The following is a 20,066-nucleotide window of genomic DNA, read 5'->3' as shown; positions in this document are numbered from 1 at the left end:
TGCCTGGCGGCACTAGCGCGGTGGTCCCACCTGACCCCATGCCGAACTCAGAAGTGAAACGCCGTAGCGCCGATGGTAGTGTGGGGTCTCCCCATGCGAGAGTAGGGAACTGCCAGGCATCATATAAGACCACCCGGTGACGCGGGATGGGAGAAACACCTGAAGTCGCGCAATAAGCGGCATCAGTACAGAATCGGTGGAGCGGTAGTTCAGTTGGTTAGAATACCTGCCTGTCACGCAGGGGGTCGCGGGTTCGAGCCCCGTCCGTTCCGCCACCCTTTTTAGGGGCGTAGTTCAATTGGTAGAGCACCGGTCTCCAAAACCGGGTGTTGGGGGTTCGAGTCCCTCCGCCCCTGCCATTAATATCAATCCTTTGCATCTGCAAAGGATTTTTTTTGCCTGTCGTTTAGCCACTTCTGGCCACTTCAGTGAACCAGCGCTCTCCGTGGGCCGGTATTCCTTCCCCCGCCCCTGGCGATTACGCATTAACCGGATATTTTATTAGCTGACGAATATGCGATTGCTGGTCACTGTTTTGCAGCCAGACGGCATAAAGCGGCCTCACAGCGACGGGCGTATCAGGGATCACCAGCAGGTCGTCATATTCCTTGCCCCAGTCATCCGGCAGAAAGGCGCAGGCTCCCGTGGTATGCAATAGCTGGCGTGTCAGCAGAGCGGAGGTAGTCGTGAGCACCGGCACGTCGTCTGCACCCGCCATAAAGCTCTCATGCTGATGAAAATCGGCACCCCACTCCAGCTTGATGTAGTCGTATTTATCACGCTTCTCGCTGTGTTTTGAGCGGAACAAATTCAGCGTAATGTGGCCGATTTGCTGACTGGTCAGTTCATCCATTTTGGGCGCTTCGGTCGTAATCAGCAGATCCAGCTGCCGTTCATGGAGCTGTTTGACCAGTAGATGACGCTGAGCCACCCTGGCCTCAAGGCGCAGGCTGTCGCGGTTTTTGTAAAGCGTTTGTAGCCAGGGGGTAAGATATGCTTCCCACAAAGAGGCGCTGGCCCCGATTGACAGTTCGTGATGCTGCTGAGTATGAGAAACCTCTTTTTTGGCCATCAGCCAGGTACTCATCAGGCTCTCAGCATAGGGAAGCAGGCGTTCTCCGGCAGAGGTAAGACGGATATTGTTCCGATGGCGGGTAAACAGATTCACACCAAGCTGATTTTCAAGCTGGCGAATGCGAAAACTGACGGCTGATTGTGTCAAATAGAGCGCTTCAGCGGCCCGGCCAAAGTGGCGTGTTCTACTCACTTCGAGGAAAGTTTTCAGTAATTCCGAATCCACTGCCATCTCCTAAAAATAATTTGTCGTTATGATTTAAATGTTTTGTTTTACACTCTGTCAAGCCTATCTAATACTCCGCGCCATAAATAGCACGGCCATTGAAGAGTCAGGAGCGTGTAAAATGGCGGATAGCTTCGCAACAAGTAATCGTTTTTTTGATAATAAAAATTATCCACGCGGCTTTTCCCGCCATGGTGATTTCACCATCAAGGAGGCTCAGCTGCTGGAGCGTCATGGTCACGCGTTTAACGACCTGGATTTAGCTAAACGCGAGCCGACCACGGATGAAGAGCGGCAGTTCCTTGACGTTTGTCGCGGCCTGCGCGAACCGCAAACCGAACCCGAGCGCGTGTGGAGCAAATACATGGCACGCATCAAGCGCCCTAAACGCTTCCATACGCTGTCTGGCGGCAAGCCTCAGATGGAAAGCATAGAAGATTATTCTGACAGCGACGATTAACTGTCATTAAACGAAAGGGGCGCAAAGCCCCTTTTTTACAGGCTCTGCTCAAGAAGGTGAACAAACAGCCGGTCAACCGCGCGGTAGCTAATCGCCTCCAGTAAATGATGGCGCTCAATGCGCTGATCAGCCGCGAGATCCGCCAGCGTTCGAGCCACTTTAAGCAAACGCTGCCATGCCCTGACTGATAATCCCAGCTGACTAAATATCTCCTCAAGCCAGATGGCATCATCGCTGCTGATGGCGCAATACTGGCTAACGTCCTTATTATTCATTGCGGCGTTAATTTTGCCGCCGCGCGCTAGCTGATACTCTCTTGCTGTTTTAATCCGATCGCGCACCGCTTCGCTGGTCTCTCCCTGCTTAGCCTGGTTGCTCAGCATGCCGGGCGGAAGCAGTGGAACTTCGAGCGACAGATCGAAGCGATCCAGTAATGGACCAGACAAACGCGACAGGTAGCGTAAGGTTTGCTGCGGCGATGCGCGATTGTGCTGTCCCGCATAATGCCCGGTCGGACTGGGGTTCATGGCGGCAATCAGCTGAAAGCGTGCGGGATAGGTTACTTTGGCGCGCGCGCGTGAAAGATGAATTTCGCCTGACTCCAGCGGTTCGCGCAGCGAATCCAGCGTACTGCGGCCAAACTCCGGCAGTTCATCAAGGAACAGTACGCCGTGATGCGCCAGTGAGATCTCGCCAGGGCGAGGAATCGCACCGCCGCCGATTAAGGCGTAACGGGATGCCGTATGATGAGGTGCTCTGAAAGGCCGCTGACGCCACTTTTGCCAGGGGGACGTGGCGCTGACCAGACTGTTAATCGCCGCGCTCTCCAGAGCCTCCTGCTCGCTTAGCGGCGGCAATAATCCTGGCAGACGCGTTGCCAGCATCGTTTTACCTGTGCCAGGCGGCCCCAGCAACAGCAGGTTATGGCCGCCCGCCGCAGCCACCTCCAGCGCGCGTTTGGCCTGCTGCTGGCCGATAATATCGCTCAGGCAGGGAAAGGCGTTAATATTTGCTGTATCAAGGGCTGGCATTTCTGCTTGTTCCAGCGTCTGGCTACCGTGAAAAAATCCGCTTATTTGCTGTAAATGACCGGCAACCAGGCTATGTCCGCTATTAATTAACCCCACCTCTTGCTGGTTTTTGACTGACAGGATTAGCTGGCGGTCAGCAGCCAGCGCGGCCATTGCTGCCGGGATTGCCCCCTGCACGTTACGCAGCTCACCGGTGAGGGCCAGCTCGCCGACAAACTCGTACTTATTGAGGCGATCGGCTGGTATCTGGCCGGATGCGGTAAGGATCGCCATGGCAATTGGCAGATCATAGCGCCCGCCTTCTTTCGGCAGATCGGCCGGCGCCAGATTCACGGTGATGCGCTGGGCGGGAAAGGTAAATCCGCTATTGATAATGGCGCTGCGTACCCTATCCCGCGCTTCTTTCACGGTAGTTTCTGGTAAGCCGACCAGGGTAAAGGCGGGCAGACCATTACTGATATGCGCCTCAACCACAACCTCTGGCGCATCAATGCCGATGGCCGCCCGGGTATAAATTAGTGCTAAAGACATGCTGCGACTCCTTTTCGCCAGACTGACGCAAAAGTAGTCCGGAGCACAGATGCGGTTAAGGTTTTTGCGAGTCCGCCCGCAACGGTTGCCTGGGCGGCCGCATGATTGCCGTTTTTTATGGAGGCTGGTTTCCCGTTTCCCTAAAAGGGGGCAGAAATTGATTGCCAGGCGGGCGTATTGAGAAAAATTCAGCGTCGGCGTTTTTCTTTGTTTTGTCAGGGGTTTTACGCTGGCGGTGCATAATTAAATCAAAAAAAAGTTGAATCCAATATTAAATCTGTGATAACTCTGTAGGCATTACTTCGAACATATGAGTTATTCGAGTTAAAATGAAAGCCGTTCTACGAGTCGTCAGCCTAGTCGTCATTAACGTCGTCGTGATTATTATCACGCCGTGCGGGGCTACGCTCGGAGGAACAAAGGCTTAATAAACAAGCCGATTTTCTAAAGAACCCCCGCACCGAAAGGTCCGGGGGTTTTTTTATAGTTCAACTTCAGTAATAAGGAACGCATCATGATTACTAGCATAAAATGCTGTTGTTCCCGCAGAGAGACGGGAGAATAGCCATGACAGGAGCACAGTGGGTAGTACAAGCATTGCGAGCGCAGGGTGTCGAAATCGTGTTTGGTTATCCGGGCGGCGCAATAATGCCTGTCTATGACGCGCTATACGATGGCGGCGTCGAACACCTACTGTGCCGCCATGAGCAGGGTGCCGCGATGGCTGCAATTGGCTATGCACGCTCAACTGGCAAAGTTGGCGTGTGTATTGCAACCTCCGGGCCCGGTGCCACCAACCTGATTACCGGTCTGGCCGATGCGCTGATGGATTCAGTGCCCGTTGTGGCCATTACCGGGCAGGTTGCTTCTCCGTTTATCGGCACCGATGCGTTTCAGGAAATGGATATTCTCGGCATGTCGCTGGCCTGCACCAAACACAGCTTTCTGGTTCAGTCCCTTGATGAGCTGCCTGTGGTAATGGCGGAGGCCTTCGCTATCGCCACCTCGGGGCGCCCAGGTCCGGTGCTGATTGATATCCCGAAAGATATTCAGTTAGCCACCAGTGACCTGGACCCGCATCTGATACCCGTCGAAGAACAGCCTGAACCCCCTCATAACGAACTGAAATCCGCACGTGAAATGCTGGCCAAAGCGCAAAAACCCGTTTTGTACGTTGGCGGCGGCGTCGGCATTGCCGGAGCCGTTCAGGCGCTGCGGGATTTCACTGCGATCAGCGGAATTCCGACGGTCGCCACGTTAAAAGGACTCGGCGCGCCGGACCCTGCTGATGCCTGCTACCTCGGCATGCTTGGCATGCACGGCGGCAAAGCGGCTAACCTCGCGGTTCAGCAGTGCGATCTGCTGATTGCCATCGGCGCCCGCTTTGACGATCGGGTGACCGGAAAGCTGGATACTTTTGCTCCCCATGCTGCGGTTATTCACCTCGATATCGATCCCGCAGAACTGAACAAGTTACGCCGCGCCCACATTACGATTCGGGGTGACCTGAACGACTTATTGCCAGCGCTGGCGCAGCCGTTATCAATCACCGAATGGCGCAACGCTACGCAGGCGCTGAAAAAACAGCACTGCTGGCGCTACGACCATCCCGGCGACGCAATCTACGCGCCGCTGCTGCTTAAACAGCTGTCTGAGCGCAAGCCGGATTCTGCCGTCGTGACCACCGATGTCGGGCAGCATCAAATGTGGGCGGCTCAGCATATGCGCTTCACGCGCCCGGAAAATTTTATTACTTCCAGCGGGCTCGGCACCATGGGATTTGGCCTGCCCGCTGCGGTTGGCGCGCAAACTGCACGTCCGGATGATACGGTGATTTGCGTATCCGGCGACGGTTCTTTCATGATGAACGTGCAGGAACTTGGCACCATTAAGCGCAAGCAACTGCCGGTAAAAATCCTGCTGTTAGATAATCAGCGCCTTGGCATGGTGCGCCAGTGGCAGCAGCTGTTTTTTTCTGAACGCTACAGTGAAACCAATTTATCCGATAATCCCGACTTCCTGACGCTGGCCAGTGCCTTCGGCATTCCCGGCCAGCGAATTACCCGGAAAGACCAGGTCGACGCCGCATTAGACGCTTTGCTGCACAGTGAAGGGCCATACATGCTGCATGTCGCCATTGACGAGCATGAAAACGTCTGGCCACTGGTTCCACCGGGAGCCAGCAACGAAAATATGATGGAGAAAACCTCATGATGCAGCATCAATTGTCTATCGAAGCGCGCTTTCGTCCGGAAATACTGGAGCGCATTTTACGTGTTGTTCGGCACCGTGGCTTCCAGGTGTGTACCATGAACATGGCCGCCGCGAACAACGCCGACAACATTAATATTGAAATGACCATTGCCAGCCAGCGCTCTGTCGATTTACTGTCAACACAGTTACGCAAACTACTGGATGTCGCCTGCGTCGAGATCCAGCAGCAGGCTTCGCAACAAATCCGTGCATGATCAGAGCGTTAAGTCGACCTGGCGGCACCAGAATACTGATAATAAACAACATAACATACCGCGCCTGGCGCGAAAGGAATTAAGAATGTCGACGAAAAAAGCTGACTTTATCTGGTTCAATGGTGAGATGGTTAAATGGGAAGAGGCTAAAGTCAGCGTTATGTCTCACGCCCTGCATTACGGCACCTCGGTGTTTGAAGGTGTGCGCTGCTACGATACTCACAAAGGTCCGGCTGTCTTCCGTCATCGCGAACATATGCAGCGCCTGCACGATTCTGCAAAAATCTATCGCCTGCCGATCAAGCACAGCGTTGATGAACTGATGGCGGCCTGCCGCGACGTTCTGCGCAAAAATAACCTGAAAAGCGCCTATATTCGCCCGCTGGCTTTCGTCGGCGATGTCGGCCTTGGCGTTAACCCGCCGGACGGTTTTACCACCGATGTGATTATTGCCGCCTTCCCGTGGGGCGCCTATCTGGGGCCGGAAGCGCTTGAGCAGGGCATCAGCGCAATGGTTTCATCGTGGAATCGCGTCGCACCGAACACGCTGCCGACCGCCGCTAAAGCGGGCGGTAACTACCTGTCTTCACTGCTGGTTGGTAGCGAAGCGCGTCGTCACGGCTATCAGGAAGGCATTGCGCTGGATACCAACGGCTATATTTCCGAAGGTGCCGGTGAAAACCTGTTCGAGGTTAAAGACGGCATTCTGTTTACGCCGCCGTTCACCTCTTCCGCGCTGCCGGGCATCACTCGCGACGCGATTATCAAGCTGGCAAAAGATATCGGCATTGAAGTGCGCGAGCAGGTGCTGTCACGCGAATCGCTTTACCTGGCCGATGAAGTCTTTATGTCCGGCACCGCAGCAGAAATTACCCCGGTGCGCAGCGTCGACGGCATTCAGGTTGGCGCGGGCAAACGCGGTCCGGTTACTGAACGCATTCAGAAAGCTTTCTTCGGGTTGTTCACCGGCGAAACCGCTGACAAATGGGGCTGGCTTGACCCGGTAAACCCATAATAATGAAATGATTTTGCGGGCCGTACCCGGTTTTAATTCTTCGCCTCAGAGTGCGAAAGAGCTTACCGGCAGGTCCGCCCCTTATTCAGACTGGAGTAAACAGAGCATGCCTAAGTATCGTTCCGCAACCACCACCCACGGTCGTAATATGGCCGGAGCCCGCGCCTTGTGGCGTGCGACCGGTATGACCGACGATGATTTCGGTAAGCCGATTATCGCCGTGGTTAACTCCTTTACACAGTTCGTGCCGGGTCACGTTCACCTACGCGATATGGGTAAGCTGGTCGCAGAACAGATCGAAGCTGCTGGCGGCGTTGCCAAAGAGTTCAACACCATTGCCGTTGATGATGGCATCGCGATGGGCCACGGTGGGATGCTCTATTCCCTGCCATCGCGCGAGCTGATCGCCGACTCCGTCGAATATATGGTTAACGCGCACTGCGCCGACGCCATGGTCTGTATCTCTAACTGCGACAAAATAACGCCCGGCATGCTGATGGCGGCGCTACGCCTGAATGTTCCGGCAATCTTTGTCTCCGGCGGCCCGATGGAAGCGGGTAAAACCAAGCTGTCAGATAAGATAATTAAGCTGGATCTGGTCGACGCCATGATGCAAGGGGCTAACCCCAACGTCAGCGATGCCGATAGCGAGCAGATTGAACGTTCTGCCTGCCCGACCTGCGGCTCCTGCTCCGGCATGTTTACCGCCAACTCAATGAACTGCCTGACCGAAGCGCTGGGATTATCACAGCCCGGCAATGGCTCGCTGCTGGCTACTCACGCTGACCGTAAACAGCTGTTTTTATCTGCGGGCGAGCGTATCGTCGGCCTGGCCAAGCGGTATTACGAGCAGGATGACAGCAGCGTGCTGCCGCGCAACATTGCCAGTAAAACCGCCTTCGAAAATGCCATGACGCTGGATATCGCCATGGGCGGCTCCACTAACACCGTTTTGCACCTGCTGGCTGCCGCGCAGGAAGGCGAAATTGATTTCAACATCTCCGATATCGATCGCCTGTCGCGGCAGGTGCCGCATCTGTGCAAAGTGGCGCCCAGCACGCAGAAATATCATATGGAAGATGTACACCGCGCCGGTGGCGTGATTGGCATTCTGGGTGAACTGGATCGCGCCGGCCTGTTGGATACTTCGGTAAACAACGTGCTGGGTACCACCCTGCGCGAAACCCTGAACAACTATGACATTATGCTCACCGACAACGACGCGGTGAAAAACATGTTCCGCGCCGGGCCGGCGGGCATTCGCACCACCCAGGCCTTCTCGCAGGAATGCCGCTGGGACAGCGTGGACGATGACCGTAAGGAAGGTTGCATCCGCTCGCGCGAGCACGCTTATTCTCAGGACGGCGGCCTGGCGGTGCTGTACGGTAATCTGGCGGAAGATGGCTGCATTGTAAAAACTGCCGGCGTGGATAAAGAGATCCTGAAATTCCGCGGCCCGGCCAAAGTTTATGAAAGCCAGGAAGATGCCGTCGACGCCATCCTGGGCGGAAAAGTGGTCGCCGGCGACGTGGTGGTTATCCGCTACGAGGGGCCGAAAGGCGGACCGGGCATGCAGGAAATGCTCTATCCGACTACCTTCCTGAAATCGATGGGGCTTGGCAAAAGCTGCGCGCTGATCACCGATGGCCGCTTTTCCGGCGGCACCTCCGGCCTGTCCATCGGACACGCCTCGCCTGAAGCGGCAAACGGCGGCACCATCGCGCTGGTGGAAGACGGCGACATGATCGATATCGATATTCCCGGCCGTGGTATACAGCTGGATGTGGCGGATAATGTATTACACGCCCGGCGTGAGGTGCAGCAGGCGCGCGGTGATGCGGCCTACACCCCGCAGAACCGTCAGCGTGAAGTCTCCTTTGCGCTGCGCGCCTATGCGTCACTGGCAACCAGCGCCGATAAAGGCGCCGTTCGTGACAAGAGTAAACTGGGAGGCTAAAGGATATGGCTGAATCTCAACCGCTACCCGCAAATCCCTGCGGAGCGGAATACCTGCGGGCGGTACTACGCTCGCCGGTATACGAAGTGGCGCAGGTCACGCCGCTGCAAAAGATGGAGAAGCTTTCCTCTCGTCTGAGCAATACCATTCTGGTTAAGCGCGAAGACCGGCAGCCGGTACACAGCTTTAAGCTGCGCGGCGCATACGCCATGATTGCCGGTTTGAGCGAGGAGCAGAAGGCGCGCGGCGTGATTACCGCCTCGGCGGGCAATCATGCTCAGGGCGTGGCGCTCTCCGCCACCCGGCTGGGCATTAAGTCGCTGATCGTGATGCCGCTGGCTACCGCCGACATTAAGGTCGACGCGGTGCGCGCCTTTGGCGGCGAGGCGTACCTGTTCGGCGCCAATTTCGATGAGGCGAAAGCCAAAGCGATTGAGCTGGCGCAGGCTGATGGCTATACCTTCGTGCCGCCGTTCGATCATCCGGCGGTGATCGCCGGCCAGGGCACCCTGGCAATGGAGCTTTTGCAGCAGGATGCGCATATTGACCGGGTATTCGTGCCGGTCGGCGGCGGCGGTTTGGCGGCCGGTGTGGCGGTGCTGATCAAACAGCTGATGCCGCAAATCAAAGTGATTGCAGTGGAGTCGGAAGACTCGGCCTGCCTGCAGGCGGCATTGCAGGCAGGTAAGCCGGTCGATTTACCCCGCGTTGGGCTGTTTGCCGAAGGCGTGGCGGTTAAACGTATCGGCGACGAAACCTTTCGCCTTTGCCAGTCGTACATTGACGATATTGTTACCGTCGACAGCGATGCGATCTGCGCGGCGATGAAAGATTTATTCGAAGATGTGCGGGCGGTGGCGGAGCCGTCGGGGGCGCTGGCGCTGGCGGGAATGAAAAAGTACATCCAGCAGCACAATGTGCAGGGCGAACGCCTGGCGCACGTGCTGTCCGGCGCCAACGTCAACTTTCACGGTCTGCGCTATGTTTCTGAACGCTGCGAGCTGGGAGAGCGGCGAGAAGCGCTGCTGGCGGTAACCATTCCGGAAAAACAGGGCAGCTTCCTGAGCTTCTGTCAGCTGCTGGGCGGCCGTTCGGTAACCGAATTCAACTATCGCTTCGCCGACGAAAAAGATGCTTGTATCTTCGTGGGCGTACGTCTGACGCGCGGCCTGGAAGAGCGGGCGGAAATTATCAGCCAGCTGCGCGAAGGCGGCTATAAGGTGGTCGATCTTTCTGACGATGAAATGGCCAAGCTGCACGTACGTTATATGGTCGGTGGTCGTCCCTCCAAGCCGCTGCAGGAGCGTCTTTACAGCTTCGAGTTTCCTGAAGCACCCGGCGCGCTGCTGAAATTTTTACAGACGTTGGGTGCGCACTGGAATATCTCATTGTTTCATTATCGCAGCCACGGCACTGATTATGGCCGGGTGCTGGCGGCGTTTGAGCTGAGCGAAGCGGAACCGCGTTTTGAACAGCATCTGGCGGCGCTCGGCTATGATTGCCATGATGAAACTAACAACCCGTCTTTTCGTTTTTTCCTGGCGGGCAACTGATTACAGGATGCTCCAGAATGCTGCGATCGGCGGCTCGCTAAGCCGCTGTTTCTGCACGCAGACGCCCAGTTCAAACGGCGCGACCAAGGCGGCATGGCCCAGTTCCAGAATGCGATTACGCACCGGGTCGGGGCTGTTTTCCAGCACCACATCGGGCAGCAGCGCGATACCGCAGCCGAGCGCCACCATAGAAACAATCGCCTCATGGCCGGAAACCGTGGCGTAAATCTGCGGATTGGCAATGCGTTCACGGCGAAACCAGAGATCGATACGCTGTCGCGCCGGTCCCTGCTCCGGCAGGATAAAGGGCACCAGTGACCAGTCCGGCTTTTCTTCGCTGGCAAGAGTGCGCACCGGACAGGGGAGCGCCGGAGCAATCAGGATCAGTGGGATCAGCCCCAGCGGAATAAAGTCGATGCTGGCAGGCAGATTTTCCGGCCGACCGGCGATGGCAAGATCAGCTTCGCCGGACTGCACTTTTTCAACGGCGTCGGCGGCATCACCGGTGGTGAGTTTGATTTCAACCTGCGGATGTTCGGCGCGAAAGCGGTCGAGGATCGGCGGAAGATGGCTGTAGGCGGCGGTGACGGAGCAAAACAGGTGCAGCTCACCGCTGAGCGACGGACCGTGCTGAGCGATGGCATGGCGCATCTGCTGATATTGCAGCAGGGTTTGCTGAGCAAACTGCCGCAGCTGTTCGCCAGCTTCGGTCAGCGTCACCGTGCGGTTATCGCGTAAAAACAGAAACTGGCCGAGCTCGTCTTCAATGCGCTGAATCTGGCGCGACAACGTTGAGGGGCTGACGTGCATGGCGCGCGCCGTGCGGCCAAAATGGCGGCTTTCCGCCAGGTGAAGAAACAACTTGAGGTCTCGTAGATCCATGCGCAGGCTACCGGTGTTTTTGTTGCATATATTGCAATGTAGTGTTGTTAATATATCAATATAAGCAACGCATTTCCTGTCATATGATGGGGGTAATTCCCGGCAGCGCAGCGTATTGTGCTACAGACAGAATAATGGCAAACACTAATAACGAGGTACCCATGGCTAATTACTTCAACACGTTGAACCTGCGCAATCAGTTAGCGCAATTAGGGAAGTGCCGCTTCATGACGCGCGATGAATTCGCCGATGAAGCCAGCTATCTGAAAGGGAAAAAAGTGGTCATCGTGGGCTGTGGTGCTCAGGGTCTCAATCAGGGACTGAATATGCGCGACTCCGGTCTGGATATCTCCTATGCGCTGCGCCCTGAGGCGATTGCCGAGAAGCGCGCTTCCTGGCGTAAAGCCAGCGAAAACGGCTTTAAAGTGGGTACCTACGAAGAGCTGATCCCGCAGGCTGACCTAGTCGTTAACCTGACGCCGGACAAACAGCACTCATCGGTGGTTAAAGCCGTTCAGCCGTTGATGAAAGATGGCGCGGCGCTGGGCTATTCCCACGGTTTTAACATCGTCGAAGTGGGCGAAACCATTCGTAAAGATATCACCGTTATCATGGTGGCGCCGAAGTGCCCCGGTACCGAGGTGCGTGAAGAATACAAGCGTGGCTTCGGCGTGCCGACGCTGATTGCCGTTCACCCGGAAAACGATCCTAAAGGTGAAGGTATGGCGCTGGCGAAAGCTTGGGCTGCCGCGACCGGCGGTCACCGCGCCGGCGTTCTGGAATCCTCTTTTGTCGCAGAAGTAAAATCCGACCTGATGGGCGAGCAGACCATTCTGTGCGGCATGCTGCAGGCTGGTTCGCTGCTGTGCTTTGATAAGCTGGTGGCTGAAGGCACCGACCCGGCCTATGCCGAAAAACTGGTGCAGTTTGGCTGGGAAACCGTTACCGAATCGCTGAAGTTCGGCGGCATTACCCTGATGATGGATCGCCTGTCCAATCCGGCTAAGCTGCGCGCTTACGCGCTGTCTGAGCAGCTGAAAACCATCATGGCGCCGCTGTTCCAGAAGCATATGGATGACATCATCGCTGGCGATTTCTCGGCGGGCATGATGGCCGACTGGGCTAATGATGATAAAAACCTGCTGACCTGGCGCGAAGAGACCGGCAAAACGGCTTTCGAAACGGCGGCGCAGTTTGAAGGTAAAATCGCCGAGCAGGATTATTACGATCAGGGCGTACTGATGATCGCCATGGTAAAAGCCGGCGTTGAGCTGGCGTTTGAAACCATGGTTGATGCCGGCATCATCGAAGAGTCAGCGTACTATGAGTCTTTACACGAGCTGCCGCTGATTGCTAACACCATCGCCCGTAAGCGCCTGTATGAAATGAACGTAGTGATTTCTGATACTGCGGAATATGGCAACTACCTGTTCTCGTTTGCTGCCGTGCCGCTGCTGAAAGACTTTATGGGCAAGCTGCAGGCGGGCGACCTGGGTAAAGCGGTTGCCGGTAGCGGCGTGGATAACGCTCAGCTGCGTGACGTTAACGAAGCGATTCGCAACCATCCCATCGAAGCGGTGGGTCGCAAGCTGCGCGGCTACATGACCGATATGAAGCGCATTGCCGTTGCTGGCTAACTAAGTCATAGCCCAACAAAAAAGGCGTCCCTTCAGCGGACGCCTTTTTTATGCCTTGCGGTTAAGCTTTTGGCGAAAAGTAGCGCAGGCGACAAGCTTAATTACGATACAGCACCTTAATAATGTGGTAGCCGAACTGGGTATGCAGCGGACCGTAAGGCTCCAGCAGCGGGCAGGAGAACACCACCTTATCGAAAGCAGGAACCATCTGCCCCTTGCGGAATTCACCCAGATGACCGCCTTTTTTACCCGATGGACAAATTGAATGCTTTTTCGCCAGTTTCTCAAAGTCGGCGCCCTGCTTGATTTGCTCCAGTAGCTGCTGCGCCAGTTTTTCTTCTTTAACAAGGATATGCAGAGCGGCTGCGTTTTTTGCCATGATCGTGACCTGTGTGTTGGTTATACTAGGCCGCGTCCTGTTATGTCGGACGCAGCGAACTTTATATTATCCCAGCCACCTGTCATGAGCGAATCCTGGTTATGCGTTTAAACCCCGGTCAACAACAAGCCGTCGAATTTGTCACCGGGCCTTGCCTGGTGTTGGCCGGCGCCGGGTCGGGCAAAACGCGGGTGATAACCAATAAAATTGCCCATCTAATCCGGGAATGCGGCTATCAGGCGCGCCATATCGCCGCGGTTACCTTTACCAATAAAGCCGCCCGCGAAATGAAAGAGCGCGTTGCCCAGACGCTGGGGCGTAAAGAGGCGCGCGGGCTGATGATTTCTACCTTTCATACCCTGGGGCTGGAGATTATCAAGCGTGAATATGCCGCGCTGGGAATGAAATCCAATTTTTCGCTGTTTGACGATCAGGACCAGCTGGCGCTGTTAAAAGAGCTGACCGCTCAGTGGCTGGAAGAGGACAAGACGCTATTACAACAGCTGATATCCACCCTCTCTAACTGGAAAAACGACCTGGTGGACCCGGCCGGCGCCGCCGCGCTGGCGCGCTCAGAGCGCGATAAACTCTTCGCCCACTGCTACGGCCTCTACCATGCCCATCTTAAATCCTGCAACGTGCTTGATTTTGACGATCTGATTTTGCTGCCCACCCTGCTATTACAACGCAACGAGGCGGTGCGCGAGCGCTGGCAGCAGCGCATCCGCTATCTGCTGGTCGATGAATATCAGGATACCAACACCAGCCAGTATGAGCTGGTTAAGCTGCTGGTCGGCAATCGGGCGCGCTTTACCGTGGTGGGCGATGACGATCAGTCGATCTATTCGTGGCGTGGCGCCCGCCCGCAGAATCTGGTGCTGCTTAATCAGGATTTTCCGGCACTGCAGGTGGTTAAGCTGGAACAGAACTATCGCTCTTCGCAGCGCATTCTTAAAGCGGCGAATATTCTGATTGCCAATAACCCCCACGTTTTTGAAAAAAAGCTGTTCTCCGAGCTGGGCTACGGCGCCGAGCTGAAAGTGGTTACTGCTAATAATGAAGATCATGAGGCTGAGCGAGTAGCTGGCGAGTTGATCGCCCATCACTTTATTCAAAAAACCCAGTATAAGGATTACGCCATTCTGTATCGCGGAAATCATCAGTCGCGGGTATTTGAAAAAATGCTGATGCAAAACCGCATTCCCTACCGCATTTCCGGCGGAACCTCCTTCTTCTCGCGTCCGGAAATCAAAGACCTGCTGGCCTACCTGCGGGTGCTGACCAACGCCGACGACGACAGCGCTTTTCTGCGCATCGTCAACACTCCCCGGCGTGAGATCGGTCCGGCGACGCTGCAAAAGCTGGGCGACTGGGCTACCGCGCGCAATAAAAGCCTGTTTAACGCCAGCTTTGATATCGGCCTGGAACAGACGCTGAGCGGTCGCGGCCTTGAGGCGCTACAGCGCTTCACCCACTGGCTGCGTGATATTGCCGCGCTGGCGGAGCGCGAGCCAATCAATGCCGTACGCGATCTGATCCACGGCATGGATTATCAGAGCTGGCTGTTTGAAACCTCCGCCAGCCCGAAAGCGGCAGAAATGCGGATGAAAAACGTCGACACGCTATTCAGCTGGATGACGGAAATGCTGGAAGGGACCGATCTCGATGAGCCGATGACCCTGGCGCAGGTGGTTACGCGCTTTACGCTGCGCGATATGATGGAGCGCGGCGAAAGCGATGAAGACTCAGACCAGGTGCAGCTGATGACGCTGCACGCATCTAAAGGGCTGGAATTTCCCTACGTTTACCTGGTCGGGATGGAAGAGGGCCTGCTGCCCCATCAGAGCAGCATTGATGAAAGCAATGTTGATGAGGAGCGGCGGCTGGCCTACGTTGGCATCACCCGGGCACAACGAGAACTCACCTTTACGCTGTGCCGCGAACGTCGTCAGTACGGCGAGCTGGTTCGACCCGAACCCAGTCGCTTTTTACTTGAACTGCCGCAGGACGACCTGCAATGGGAAACCGAACGTAAGGTCGTCAGTCCCGAGCAGCGGATGAAAACTGGCCAGAGCCGGGTTGCCGGATTGCGGGCAATGCTGGATAAGTCGCGCGACGGCAGCTGACGCCACAGGCTCCGCCGGTGTAGCGGCAAAGGATGCCGGACGGGCAATTTTTATATGCTATCCCTCCACGCCTTTATACCGCCGCCGGGCGGGCTAAGCCCGCGTACAACGCCCGCGAGTCGTCGATGAGCTTCGTCGGTCAGCATGACGGCAAAGTACGCCGGGCAGGGTAATTTTTATATTTTTTTTATACTCCGCCCGCCTCTTTTTACACCTATTTTATGGCCGCCTCCGCAGACTACACGCTGGTGAAAAGCGCTGTTGGAGGTGAAAAATGGGTATCGTGGTGCTTATGGGTATCGCGCTGGTGTTTCTGCTGCTGGGCTATCTGATTTACGCCCTGATTAACGCGGAGACATTTTAATGGCGGGCACGAGCTTTTTATTGATCGCCAGTTTGCTGGCAATACTGATGCTGCTTGCCTGTCCGCTGGGTCGGGCGATGGCGGTAATGGTTGAAGATCGGCCCTGGCCCGGTGTCGCCACTATTGAGCGCTATATCTGGCGGGCCTGCGCTATTGGCGACCAGTCGATGGGCTGGCTGCAATATCTGCTGGCGCTGCTGCTATTCAACATGGCCGGTCTGATTACGCTTTTCCTGCTGCTGATAGCGCAGGGCAGCCTGCCGCTTAACCCGCAGCATCTGCCAGGACTGAGTTGGCATCTGGCGCTGAATACGGCGGTCAGCTTCGTTACCAACACCAACTGGCAATCCTACGGCGGTGAAAGCACGTTAAGCTATTTCAGCCAGATGGTTGGACTGACGGTGCAAAATTTTCTCTCTGCCGCCTGCGGTATTGCGGTTGCCTTCGCGCTGATCCGCGGCTTTGCCAACCGTTCATCGAGCCTGCTGGGCAACGCCTGGCGCGATCTGACGCGCATTACGCTGTGGGTTTTGCTGCCGATCGCCCTGCTGATTGCGCTGTTCAATATCAGCCAGGGCACGCTGCAGAATTTACATCCCTATCTGCATTTCACCACCCTGGAAGGGGCAAATCAGACGCTGGCGATGGGACCGGTTGCCTCCCAGGAAGCGATCAAAGTCCTTGGCACCAACGGCGGCGGCTTCTTTAACGCCAACTCCGCACATCCCTTTGAAAACCCCACGGCGCTGACCAACTTTGTGCAGATGCTGGCGATTTTCCTTATCCCGGCGGCCCTGTGCTTCACCTTTGGCGATGTGGTCAAAGACCGCCGCCAGGGCCATGCGCTGCTCGGTGTTATGACGGTGCTGTTCGTCGCGGCGGCGTTGATTGTTATCTGGGCTGAGCAGCAGGGTAATCCGCACCTGCTGGCGCTCGGGGCCAACAGTAGCATCAATATGGAAGGGAAAGAGACCCGCTTTGGTATTCCCGGCTCGGCGCTGTTCTCGGTAGTGACCACCGCGGCTTCCTGCGGAGCGGTTAACGCCATGCATGATTCATTGACGCCGCTTGGCGGCATGGTGCCGATGCTGCTGATGCAGCTGGGCGAAGTGGTCTTCGGCGGCGTTGGCTCCGGGCTATATGGCATGCTGCTATTCGTCCTGCTGGCGGTGTTTATCGCCGGGCTGATGATCGGTCGCACGCCGGAATATCTCGGTAAAAAAATTGACGTGCGGGAAATGAAAATGACCGCGCTGGCGATTCTGGTGACGCCGGTACTGGTGCTGCTCGGCAGCGCACTGGCAATGATGACCGATGCCGGCAGGTCCTCGATGGCAAATCCCGGTATTCATGGCTTTAGCGAAGTTCTGTACGCCCTCTCTTCTGCCGCCAATAACAATGGTAGCGCCTTCGCTGGCTTAAACGGCAATACCCCATTTTGGGATCTGCTACTGGCGTTTTGTATGTTTGTCGGCCGCTTCGGCGTGATGGTGGCCGTGATGGCGATAGCCGGCTCCCTGACGGTAAAACCGGTGCAGCCAGCGAGTAATGGCACGCTGTCCACCTACGGCTTTCTGTTTAGCGCCTTGCTGACTGGCACGATTTTGCTGGTTGGCGTGCTGACCTTTATTCCGGCGCTGGCGCTGGGACCGGTTGCCGAACAGTTACAGATGATCGGCCAGTAAGGGCTAAGGAAAATACCATGAAAAGTTCAACACCGATGTTGGTTGACTGGGCGCTGGCCCGCGTCGCTTTGATGGACGCCTTGCGCAAACTGGATCCGCGCGTACAGTTTGCTAATCCGGTTATGTTTGTCGTCTGGCTGGGCAGCGTGCTGACGACGTTACAGGCCCTGGCGATGAGTTGCAGCCTGATGGCGGGGCCAACAGGCTTTACCTGGGCTATCGCCATCTGGCTGTGGTTTACCGTGCTGTTTGCCAACTTCGCCGAAGCGCTGGCCGAAGGACGCAGCAAAGCACAGGCTAATAGCCTGAAAGGCGTCAAGCGCACCAGCTATGCCAAAAAAATGTCGCAGCCCCATTACGGCGCGTCGACGCTGAACGTCGCCGCCGACACCCTGCGCAAGGGCGACGTGGTGCTGGCGGAGGCGGGCGATATTATTCCCTGCGACGGGGAGGTGCTGGAAGGTGGCGCCTCGGTTGATGAAAGTGCGATAACCGGCGAGTCGGCACCGGTTATCCGCGAATCTGGCGGTGATTTCGCGTCGGTTACCGGCGGCACGCGCATCCTGTCTGACTGGCTGGTGATTCAGTGCAGCGCCAATCCGGGAGAAACCTTTCTCGATCGCATGATCGCCATGGTAGAAGGCGCGAAACGTCGCAAAACCCCCAATGAAATTGCCCTGACCATTCTGCTGATTGCGCTGACTATCGTCTTTTTGCTTGCTACGGCCACGCTGTGGCCCTTTTCCCTGTGGGGTGGGCAGCCGGTGAGCGTTACGGTGCTGGTGGCGCTGCTGGTTTGTCTGATCCCGACCACCATCGGCGGGCTGCTGTCGGCAATTGGCGTGGCGGGAATGAGCCGTATGCTACAGGCAAACGTGATTGCTACCAGCGGGCGGGCGGTGGAGGCGGCGGGTGATGTCGACGTACTGATGCTCGATAAAACGGGCACCATCACCCTGGGTAATCGCCAGGCAACGCAGTTTTTACCGGCGCCGGGCGTCAGCGAACGCCAGCTTGCCGATGTCGCCCAGCTGGCGTCGCTGGCAGATGAAACGCCAGAAGGACGCAGCATCGTTATTCTGGCCAAGCAAAAATTTAATCTGCGCGAGCGCGATCTGCAACGCAGCGGCGCCACCTTCGTGCCCTTTTCAGCGCAAACGAGGATGAGCGGCGTCAACCTGCAAAACCGCATGATCCGCAAGGGCGCCGCAGATGCCATTCGCCGTCACGTCGAGGCTAACGGTGGCCAGTTTCCGCCGCAGGTCAATAAGCTGGTGGAAGAGGTCGCGCGCACCGGTGGTACGCCGCTGGTCGTTGCTGAAGGTTCGGTTGTGACCGGCGTGGTGGCGCTAAAAGATATCGTGAAGGGGGGGATCAAAGAGCGCTTTGTTGAAATGCGTAAAATGGGGATTAAGACCATCATGATCACCGGCGATAACGGGCTGACCGCTGCGGCAATTGCTGCGGAGGCCGGTGTTGATGATTTTCTCTCGGAAGCGACGCCGGAAACCAAGCTGGCGCTGATCCGTCAGTATCAGGCGGAAGGACGGCTGGTCGCGATGACCGGCGACGGCACCAACGACGCTCCGGCGCTGGCGCAGGCAGACGTCGCTGTTGCGATGAACTCCGGCACTCAGGCGGCAAAGGAAGCCGGCAACATGGTCGATCTTGATTCCAACCCGACCAAGCTGCTGGAAGTGGTGCATATTGGCAAACAAATGCTGATGACGCGAGGTTCGCTGACGACCTTCAGCATCGCCAACGACGTGGCTAAATATTTCGCAATTATTCCCGCGGCCTTCGTAGTGACTTACCCACAGCTGAACGCCCTCAACGTTATGCATTTACATTCCCCGCAGTCGGCGATCCTTTCGGCGGTGATCTTTAATGCGCTGGTGATTGTGTTCCTGATCCCGCTGGCGCTGAAAGGCGTGAGCTATCGCCCGCTCAGCGCCGCAGCGCTGTTGCGGCGTAATCTGTGGATCTACGGCATTGGCGGTCTGCTGGTACCTTTCGTCGCCATTAAGCTGATCGATATCATTCTGACCGCATTGGGCCTGGCCTGAGGAGAACAACATGAGTCAATTACGCCCCGCGCTGACGCTGCTGATGCTGCTTACGTTAATCACCGGCGTTGGCTACCCTTTATTGACCACCGCGCTGGGACAATGGTGGTTTCCGTTTCAGGCGAACGGCTCGCTGATAAAGCAGAATAACCAGCTGCGAGGCTCGGTCCTGATCGGCCAGAATTTTACCCAGCCGCAGTATTTTCAGGGGCGACCCTCCGCCACCGCCGATTTCCCATACAACCCTGAGGCGTCAGGGGGAAGCAACCTCGGGCCGACTAATCCGGCGCTATTTATGGCGATAAAGCAGCGCGTGGCGGCACTGAAGGCGGCGAACCCGCAGCAAACCGGACCGGTGCCCGTGGGGCTGGTTACCGCTTCCGCCAGCGGACTGGATCCGCAGATCACGCCGCTGGCGGCGCGCTGGCAGGCGCCGCGGGTAGCCGCCGCACGCGGACTGCCGTTAGCGCTAGTGGAAAAGCTTATTGTGGATAATACCCGCAGGCCAATCCCCTGGTTTATCGGCGAAGCGGGCGTTAATGTAGTGCTGCTCAATAGCGCGCTGGATAAATTAGCACGCTAACTTTTTTTCGCCGGCGGCGCCGGCAACTC

At 56.5% G+C, this 20,066-nt stretch carries 17 protein-coding genes, 2 tRNA genes and 1 rRNA gene; 16 read left to right on the top strand and 4 right to left on the bottom strand.

Annotation, left to right across the window (positions count from 1 at the left end):
• Positions 1 to 2 precede the first annotated feature (2 nt).
• The 3 genes from rrf (at position 3) to BTJ39_RS19620 (ending at position 359) form a co-directional block, all read left to right on the top strand.
• Positions 3 to 118 (top strand): 5S ribosomal RNA (gene rrf / locus BTJ39_RS19630).
• A gap of 80 nt (positions 119 to 198) precedes the next feature.
• A tRNA-Asp gene (locus BTJ39_RS19625) sits at positions 199 to 275 on the top strand.
• Between the two features lie 8 nt (positions 276 to 283).
• Positions 284 to 359: transfer RNA gene (locus BTJ39_RS19620), tRNA-Trp, on the top strand.
• A gap of 119 nt (positions 360 to 478) precedes the next feature.
• Here BTJ39_RS19620 and hdfR read toward each other — a convergent pair.
• Positions 479 to 1,300, bottom strand: coding sequence for an HTH-type transcriptional regulator HdfR (hdfR, locus tag BTJ39_RS19615; RefSeq protein ID WP_078004406.1), 822 nt, complete (start codon positions 1,298 to 1,300; stop codon positions 479 to 481).
• A gap of 121 nt (positions 1,301 to 1,421) precedes the next feature.
• On the opposite strand from hdfR, the gene BTJ39_RS19610 reads away from it, so the two are divergent.
• Positions 1,422 to 1,760, top strand: coding sequence for a MaoP family protein (locus BTJ39_RS19610; protein WP_078004405.1), 339 nt, complete (start codon positions 1,422 to 1,424; stop codon positions 1,758 to 1,760).
• Between the two features lie 35 nt (positions 1,761 to 1,795).
• Here BTJ39_RS19610 and BTJ39_RS19605 read toward each other — a convergent pair whose 3' ends face one another.
• Positions 1,796 to 3,322 carry a YifB family Mg chelatase-like AAA ATPase gene (locus BTJ39_RS19605; RefSeq protein ID WP_078004404.1) on the bottom strand — a complete coding sequence of 509 codons (1,527 nt, stop codon included), beginning with the start codon at positions 3,320 to 3,322 and terminating at the stop codon, positions 1,796 to 1,798.
• A gap of 329 nt (positions 3,323 to 3,651) precedes the next feature.
• On the opposite strand from BTJ39_RS19605, the gene BTJ39_RS24665 reads away from it, so the two are divergent.
• The 6 genes from BTJ39_RS24665 to ilvA all read left to right on the top strand — a co-directional run bounded on the left by BTJ39_RS24665 (position 3,652) and on the right by ilvA (position 10,315).
• On the top strand, positions 3,652 to 3,750 hold the full coding sequence (locus tag BTJ39_RS24665; protein WP_139356388.1) for an IlvGEDA operon leader peptide: 99 nt from the start codon (positions 3,652 to 3,654) through the stop codon (positions 3,748 to 3,750).
• 139 nt (positions 3,751 to 3,889) lie between these two features.
• A complete protein-coding gene (gene ilvG, locus BTJ39_RS19600) occupies positions 3,890 to 5,536 on the top strand; it encodes an acetolactate synthase 2 catalytic subunit (RefSeq protein ID WP_078004403.1) in 1,647 nt (548 codons plus the stop codon).
• Entirely contained in the window at positions 5,533 to 5,790 is a 258-nt protein-coding gene (gene ilvM / locus BTJ39_RS19595; RefSeq protein WP_078004402.1) for an acetolactate synthase 2 small subunit, read from the top strand. Before ilvG ends, ilvM begins: the two co-directional genes overlap by 4 nt.
• An 85-nt stretch (positions 5,791 to 5,875) precedes the next feature.
• Positions 5,876 to 6,805 carry a branched-chain amino acid transaminase gene (locus BTJ39_RS19590; protein ID WP_078004401.1) on the top strand — a complete coding sequence of 310 codons (930 nt, stop codon included), beginning with the start codon at positions 5,876 to 5,878 and terminating at the stop codon, positions 6,803 to 6,805.
• Between the two features lie 106 nt (positions 6,806 to 6,911).
• Entirely contained in the window at positions 6,912 to 8,762 is a 1,851-nt protein-coding gene (gene ilvD / locus BTJ39_RS19585) for a dihydroxy-acid dehydratase (RefSeq protein ID WP_078004400.1), read from the top strand.
• Between the two features lie 5 nt (positions 8,763 to 8,767).
• Entirely contained in the window at positions 8,768 to 10,315 is a 1,548-nt protein-coding gene (gene ilvA / locus BTJ39_RS19580; protein WP_078004399.1) for a threonine ammonia-lyase, biosynthetic, read from the top strand.
• Here ilvA and ilvY read toward each other — a convergent pair whose 3' ends face one another.
• Positions 10,316 to 11,197: an HTH-type transcriptional activator IlvY gene (gene ilvY / locus BTJ39_RS19575; protein ID WP_078004398.1), complete on the bottom strand. Its 882-nt coding sequence runs from the start codon at positions 11,195 to 11,197 to the stop codon at positions 10,316 to 10,318.
• A 161-nt stretch (positions 11,198 to 11,358) separates the two neighbouring features.
• On the opposite strand from ilvY, the gene ilvC reads away from it, so the two are divergent.
• Positions 11,359 to 12,834, top strand: a complete 1,476-nt coding sequence (gene ilvC, locus BTJ39_RS19570; RefSeq protein ID WP_078004415.1) for a ketol-acid reductoisomerase — start codon at positions 11,359 to 11,361, stop codon at positions 12,832 to 12,834.
• A 97-nt stretch (positions 12,835 to 12,931) separates the two neighbouring features.
• Here the strand turns inward: ilvC and ppiC are convergent, their stop codons facing one another.
• On the bottom strand, positions 12,932 to 13,213 hold the full coding sequence (gene ppiC, locus BTJ39_RS19565) for a peptidylprolyl isomerase PpiC (RefSeq protein WP_078004397.1): 282 nt from the start codon (positions 13,211 to 13,213) through the stop codon (positions 12,932 to 12,934).
• Positions 13,214 to 13,314: 101 nt separating this feature from the next.
• Between ppiC and rep the strand changes: the two genes are divergently transcribed.
• From rep to kdpC, 5 genes are all read left to right on the top strand, one after another.
• The gene (gene rep / locus BTJ39_RS19560; RefSeq protein WP_078004396.1) at positions 13,315 to 15,339 is read left to right on the top strand and encodes a DNA helicase Rep; all 2,025 of its coding nucleotides are present in this window, start codon (positions 13,315 to 13,317) and stop codon (positions 15,337 to 15,339) included.
• A gap of 274 nt (positions 15,340 to 15,613) precedes the next feature.
• Positions 15,614 to 15,703, top strand: a complete 90-nt coding sequence (gene kdpF, locus BTJ39_RS19555) for a K(+)-transporting ATPase subunit F (RefSeq protein WP_078004395.1) — start codon at positions 15,614 to 15,616, stop codon at positions 15,701 to 15,703.
• Positions 15,703 to 17,388: a potassium-transporting ATPase subunit KdpA gene (gene kdpA / locus BTJ39_RS19550; protein ID WP_078004394.1), complete on the top strand. Its 1,686-nt coding sequence runs from the start codon at positions 15,703 to 15,705 to the stop codon at positions 17,386 to 17,388. The genes kdpF and kdpA overlap by 1 nt, the downstream gene beginning before the upstream one ends.
• A 17-nt stretch (positions 17,389 to 17,405) precedes the next feature.
• Positions 17,406 to 19,454, top strand: a complete 2,049-nt coding sequence (gene kdpB / locus BTJ39_RS19545) for a potassium-transporting ATPase subunit KdpB (protein ID WP_078004393.1) — start codon at positions 17,406 to 17,408, stop codon at positions 19,452 to 19,454.
• 10 nt (positions 19,455 to 19,464) lie between these two features.
• Entirely contained in the window at positions 19,465 to 20,037 is a 573-nt protein-coding gene (gene kdpC, locus BTJ39_RS19540; RefSeq protein ID WP_078004392.1) for a potassium-transporting ATPase subunit KdpC, read from the top strand.
• Positions 20,038 to 20,066: the final 29 nt, after the last annotated feature.

This window comes from Izhakiella australiensis, from assembly GCF_002006995.1.
GTDB classification, from domain to species: domain Bacteria; phylum Pseudomonadota; class Gammaproteobacteria; order Enterobacterales; family Enterobacteriaceae; genus Izhakiella; species Izhakiella australiensis.
This window is presented reverse-complemented; position numbering and strand designations above follow the sequence as displayed.

What these genes read in the sequence shown, in the direction of transcription:
- BTJ39_RS19610 (WP_078004405.1), top strand. Translation starts at nt 1,422, where the DNA reads ATGGCGGATAGCTTCGCAACAAGTAATCGTTTTTTTGATAATAAAAAT.
- BTJ39_RS19605 (WP_078004404.1), bottom strand. Translation starts at nt 3,322, where the DNA reads ATGTCTTTAGCACTAATTTATACCCGGGCGGCCATCGGCATTGATGCG.
- BTJ39_RS24665 (WP_139356388.1), top strand. Translation starts at nt 3,652, where the DNA reads ATGAAAGCCGTTCTACGAGTCGTCAGCCTAGTCGTCATTAACGTCGTC.
- ilvG (WP_078004403.1), top strand. Translation starts at nt 3,890, where the DNA reads ATGACAGGAGCACAGTGGGTAGTACAAGCATTGCGAGCGCAGGGTGTC.
- ilvM (WP_078004402.1), top strand. Translation starts at nt 5,533, where the DNA reads ATGATGCAGCATCAATTGTCTATCGAAGCGCGCTTTCGTCCGGAAATA.
- BTJ39_RS19590 (WP_078004401.1), top strand. Translation starts at nt 5,876, where the DNA reads ATGTCGACGAAAAAAGCTGACTTTATCTGGTTCAATGGTGAGATGGTT.
- ilvD (WP_078004400.1), top strand. Translation starts at nt 6,912, where the DNA reads ATGCCTAAGTATCGTTCCGCAACCACCACCCACGGTCGTAATATGGCC.
- ilvA (WP_078004399.1), top strand. Translation starts at nt 8,768, where the DNA reads ATGGCTGAATCTCAACCGCTACCCGCAAATCCCTGCGGAGCGGAATAC.
- ilvY (WP_078004398.1), bottom strand. Translation starts at nt 11,197, where the DNA reads ATGGATCTACGAGACCTCAAGTTGTTTCTTCACCTGGCGGAAAGCCGC.
- ilvC (WP_078004415.1), top strand. Translation starts at nt 11,359, where the DNA reads ATGGCTAATTACTTCAACACGTTGAACCTGCGCAATCAGTTAGCGCAA.
- ppiC (WP_078004397.1), bottom strand. Translation starts at nt 13,213, where the DNA reads ATGGCAAAAAACGCAGCCGCTCTGCATATCCTTGTTAAAGAAGAAAAA.
- rep (WP_078004396.1), top strand. Translation starts at nt 13,315, where the DNA reads ATGCGTTTAAACCCCGGTCAACAACAAGCCGTCGAATTTGTCACCGGG.
- kdpF (WP_078004395.1), top strand. Translation starts at nt 15,614, where the DNA reads ATGGGTATCGTGGTGCTTATGGGTATCGCGCTGGTGTTTCTGCTGCTG.
- kdpA (WP_078004394.1), top strand. Translation starts at nt 15,703, where the DNA reads ATGGCGGGCACGAGCTTTTTATTGATCGCCAGTTTGCTGGCAATACTG.
- kdpB (WP_078004393.1), top strand. Translation starts at nt 17,406, where the DNA reads ATGAAAAGTTCAACACCGATGTTGGTTGACTGGGCGCTGGCCCGCGTC.
- kdpC (WP_078004392.1), top strand. Translation starts at nt 19,465, where the DNA reads ATGAGTCAATTACGCCCCGCGCTGACGCTGCTGATGCTGCTTACGTTA.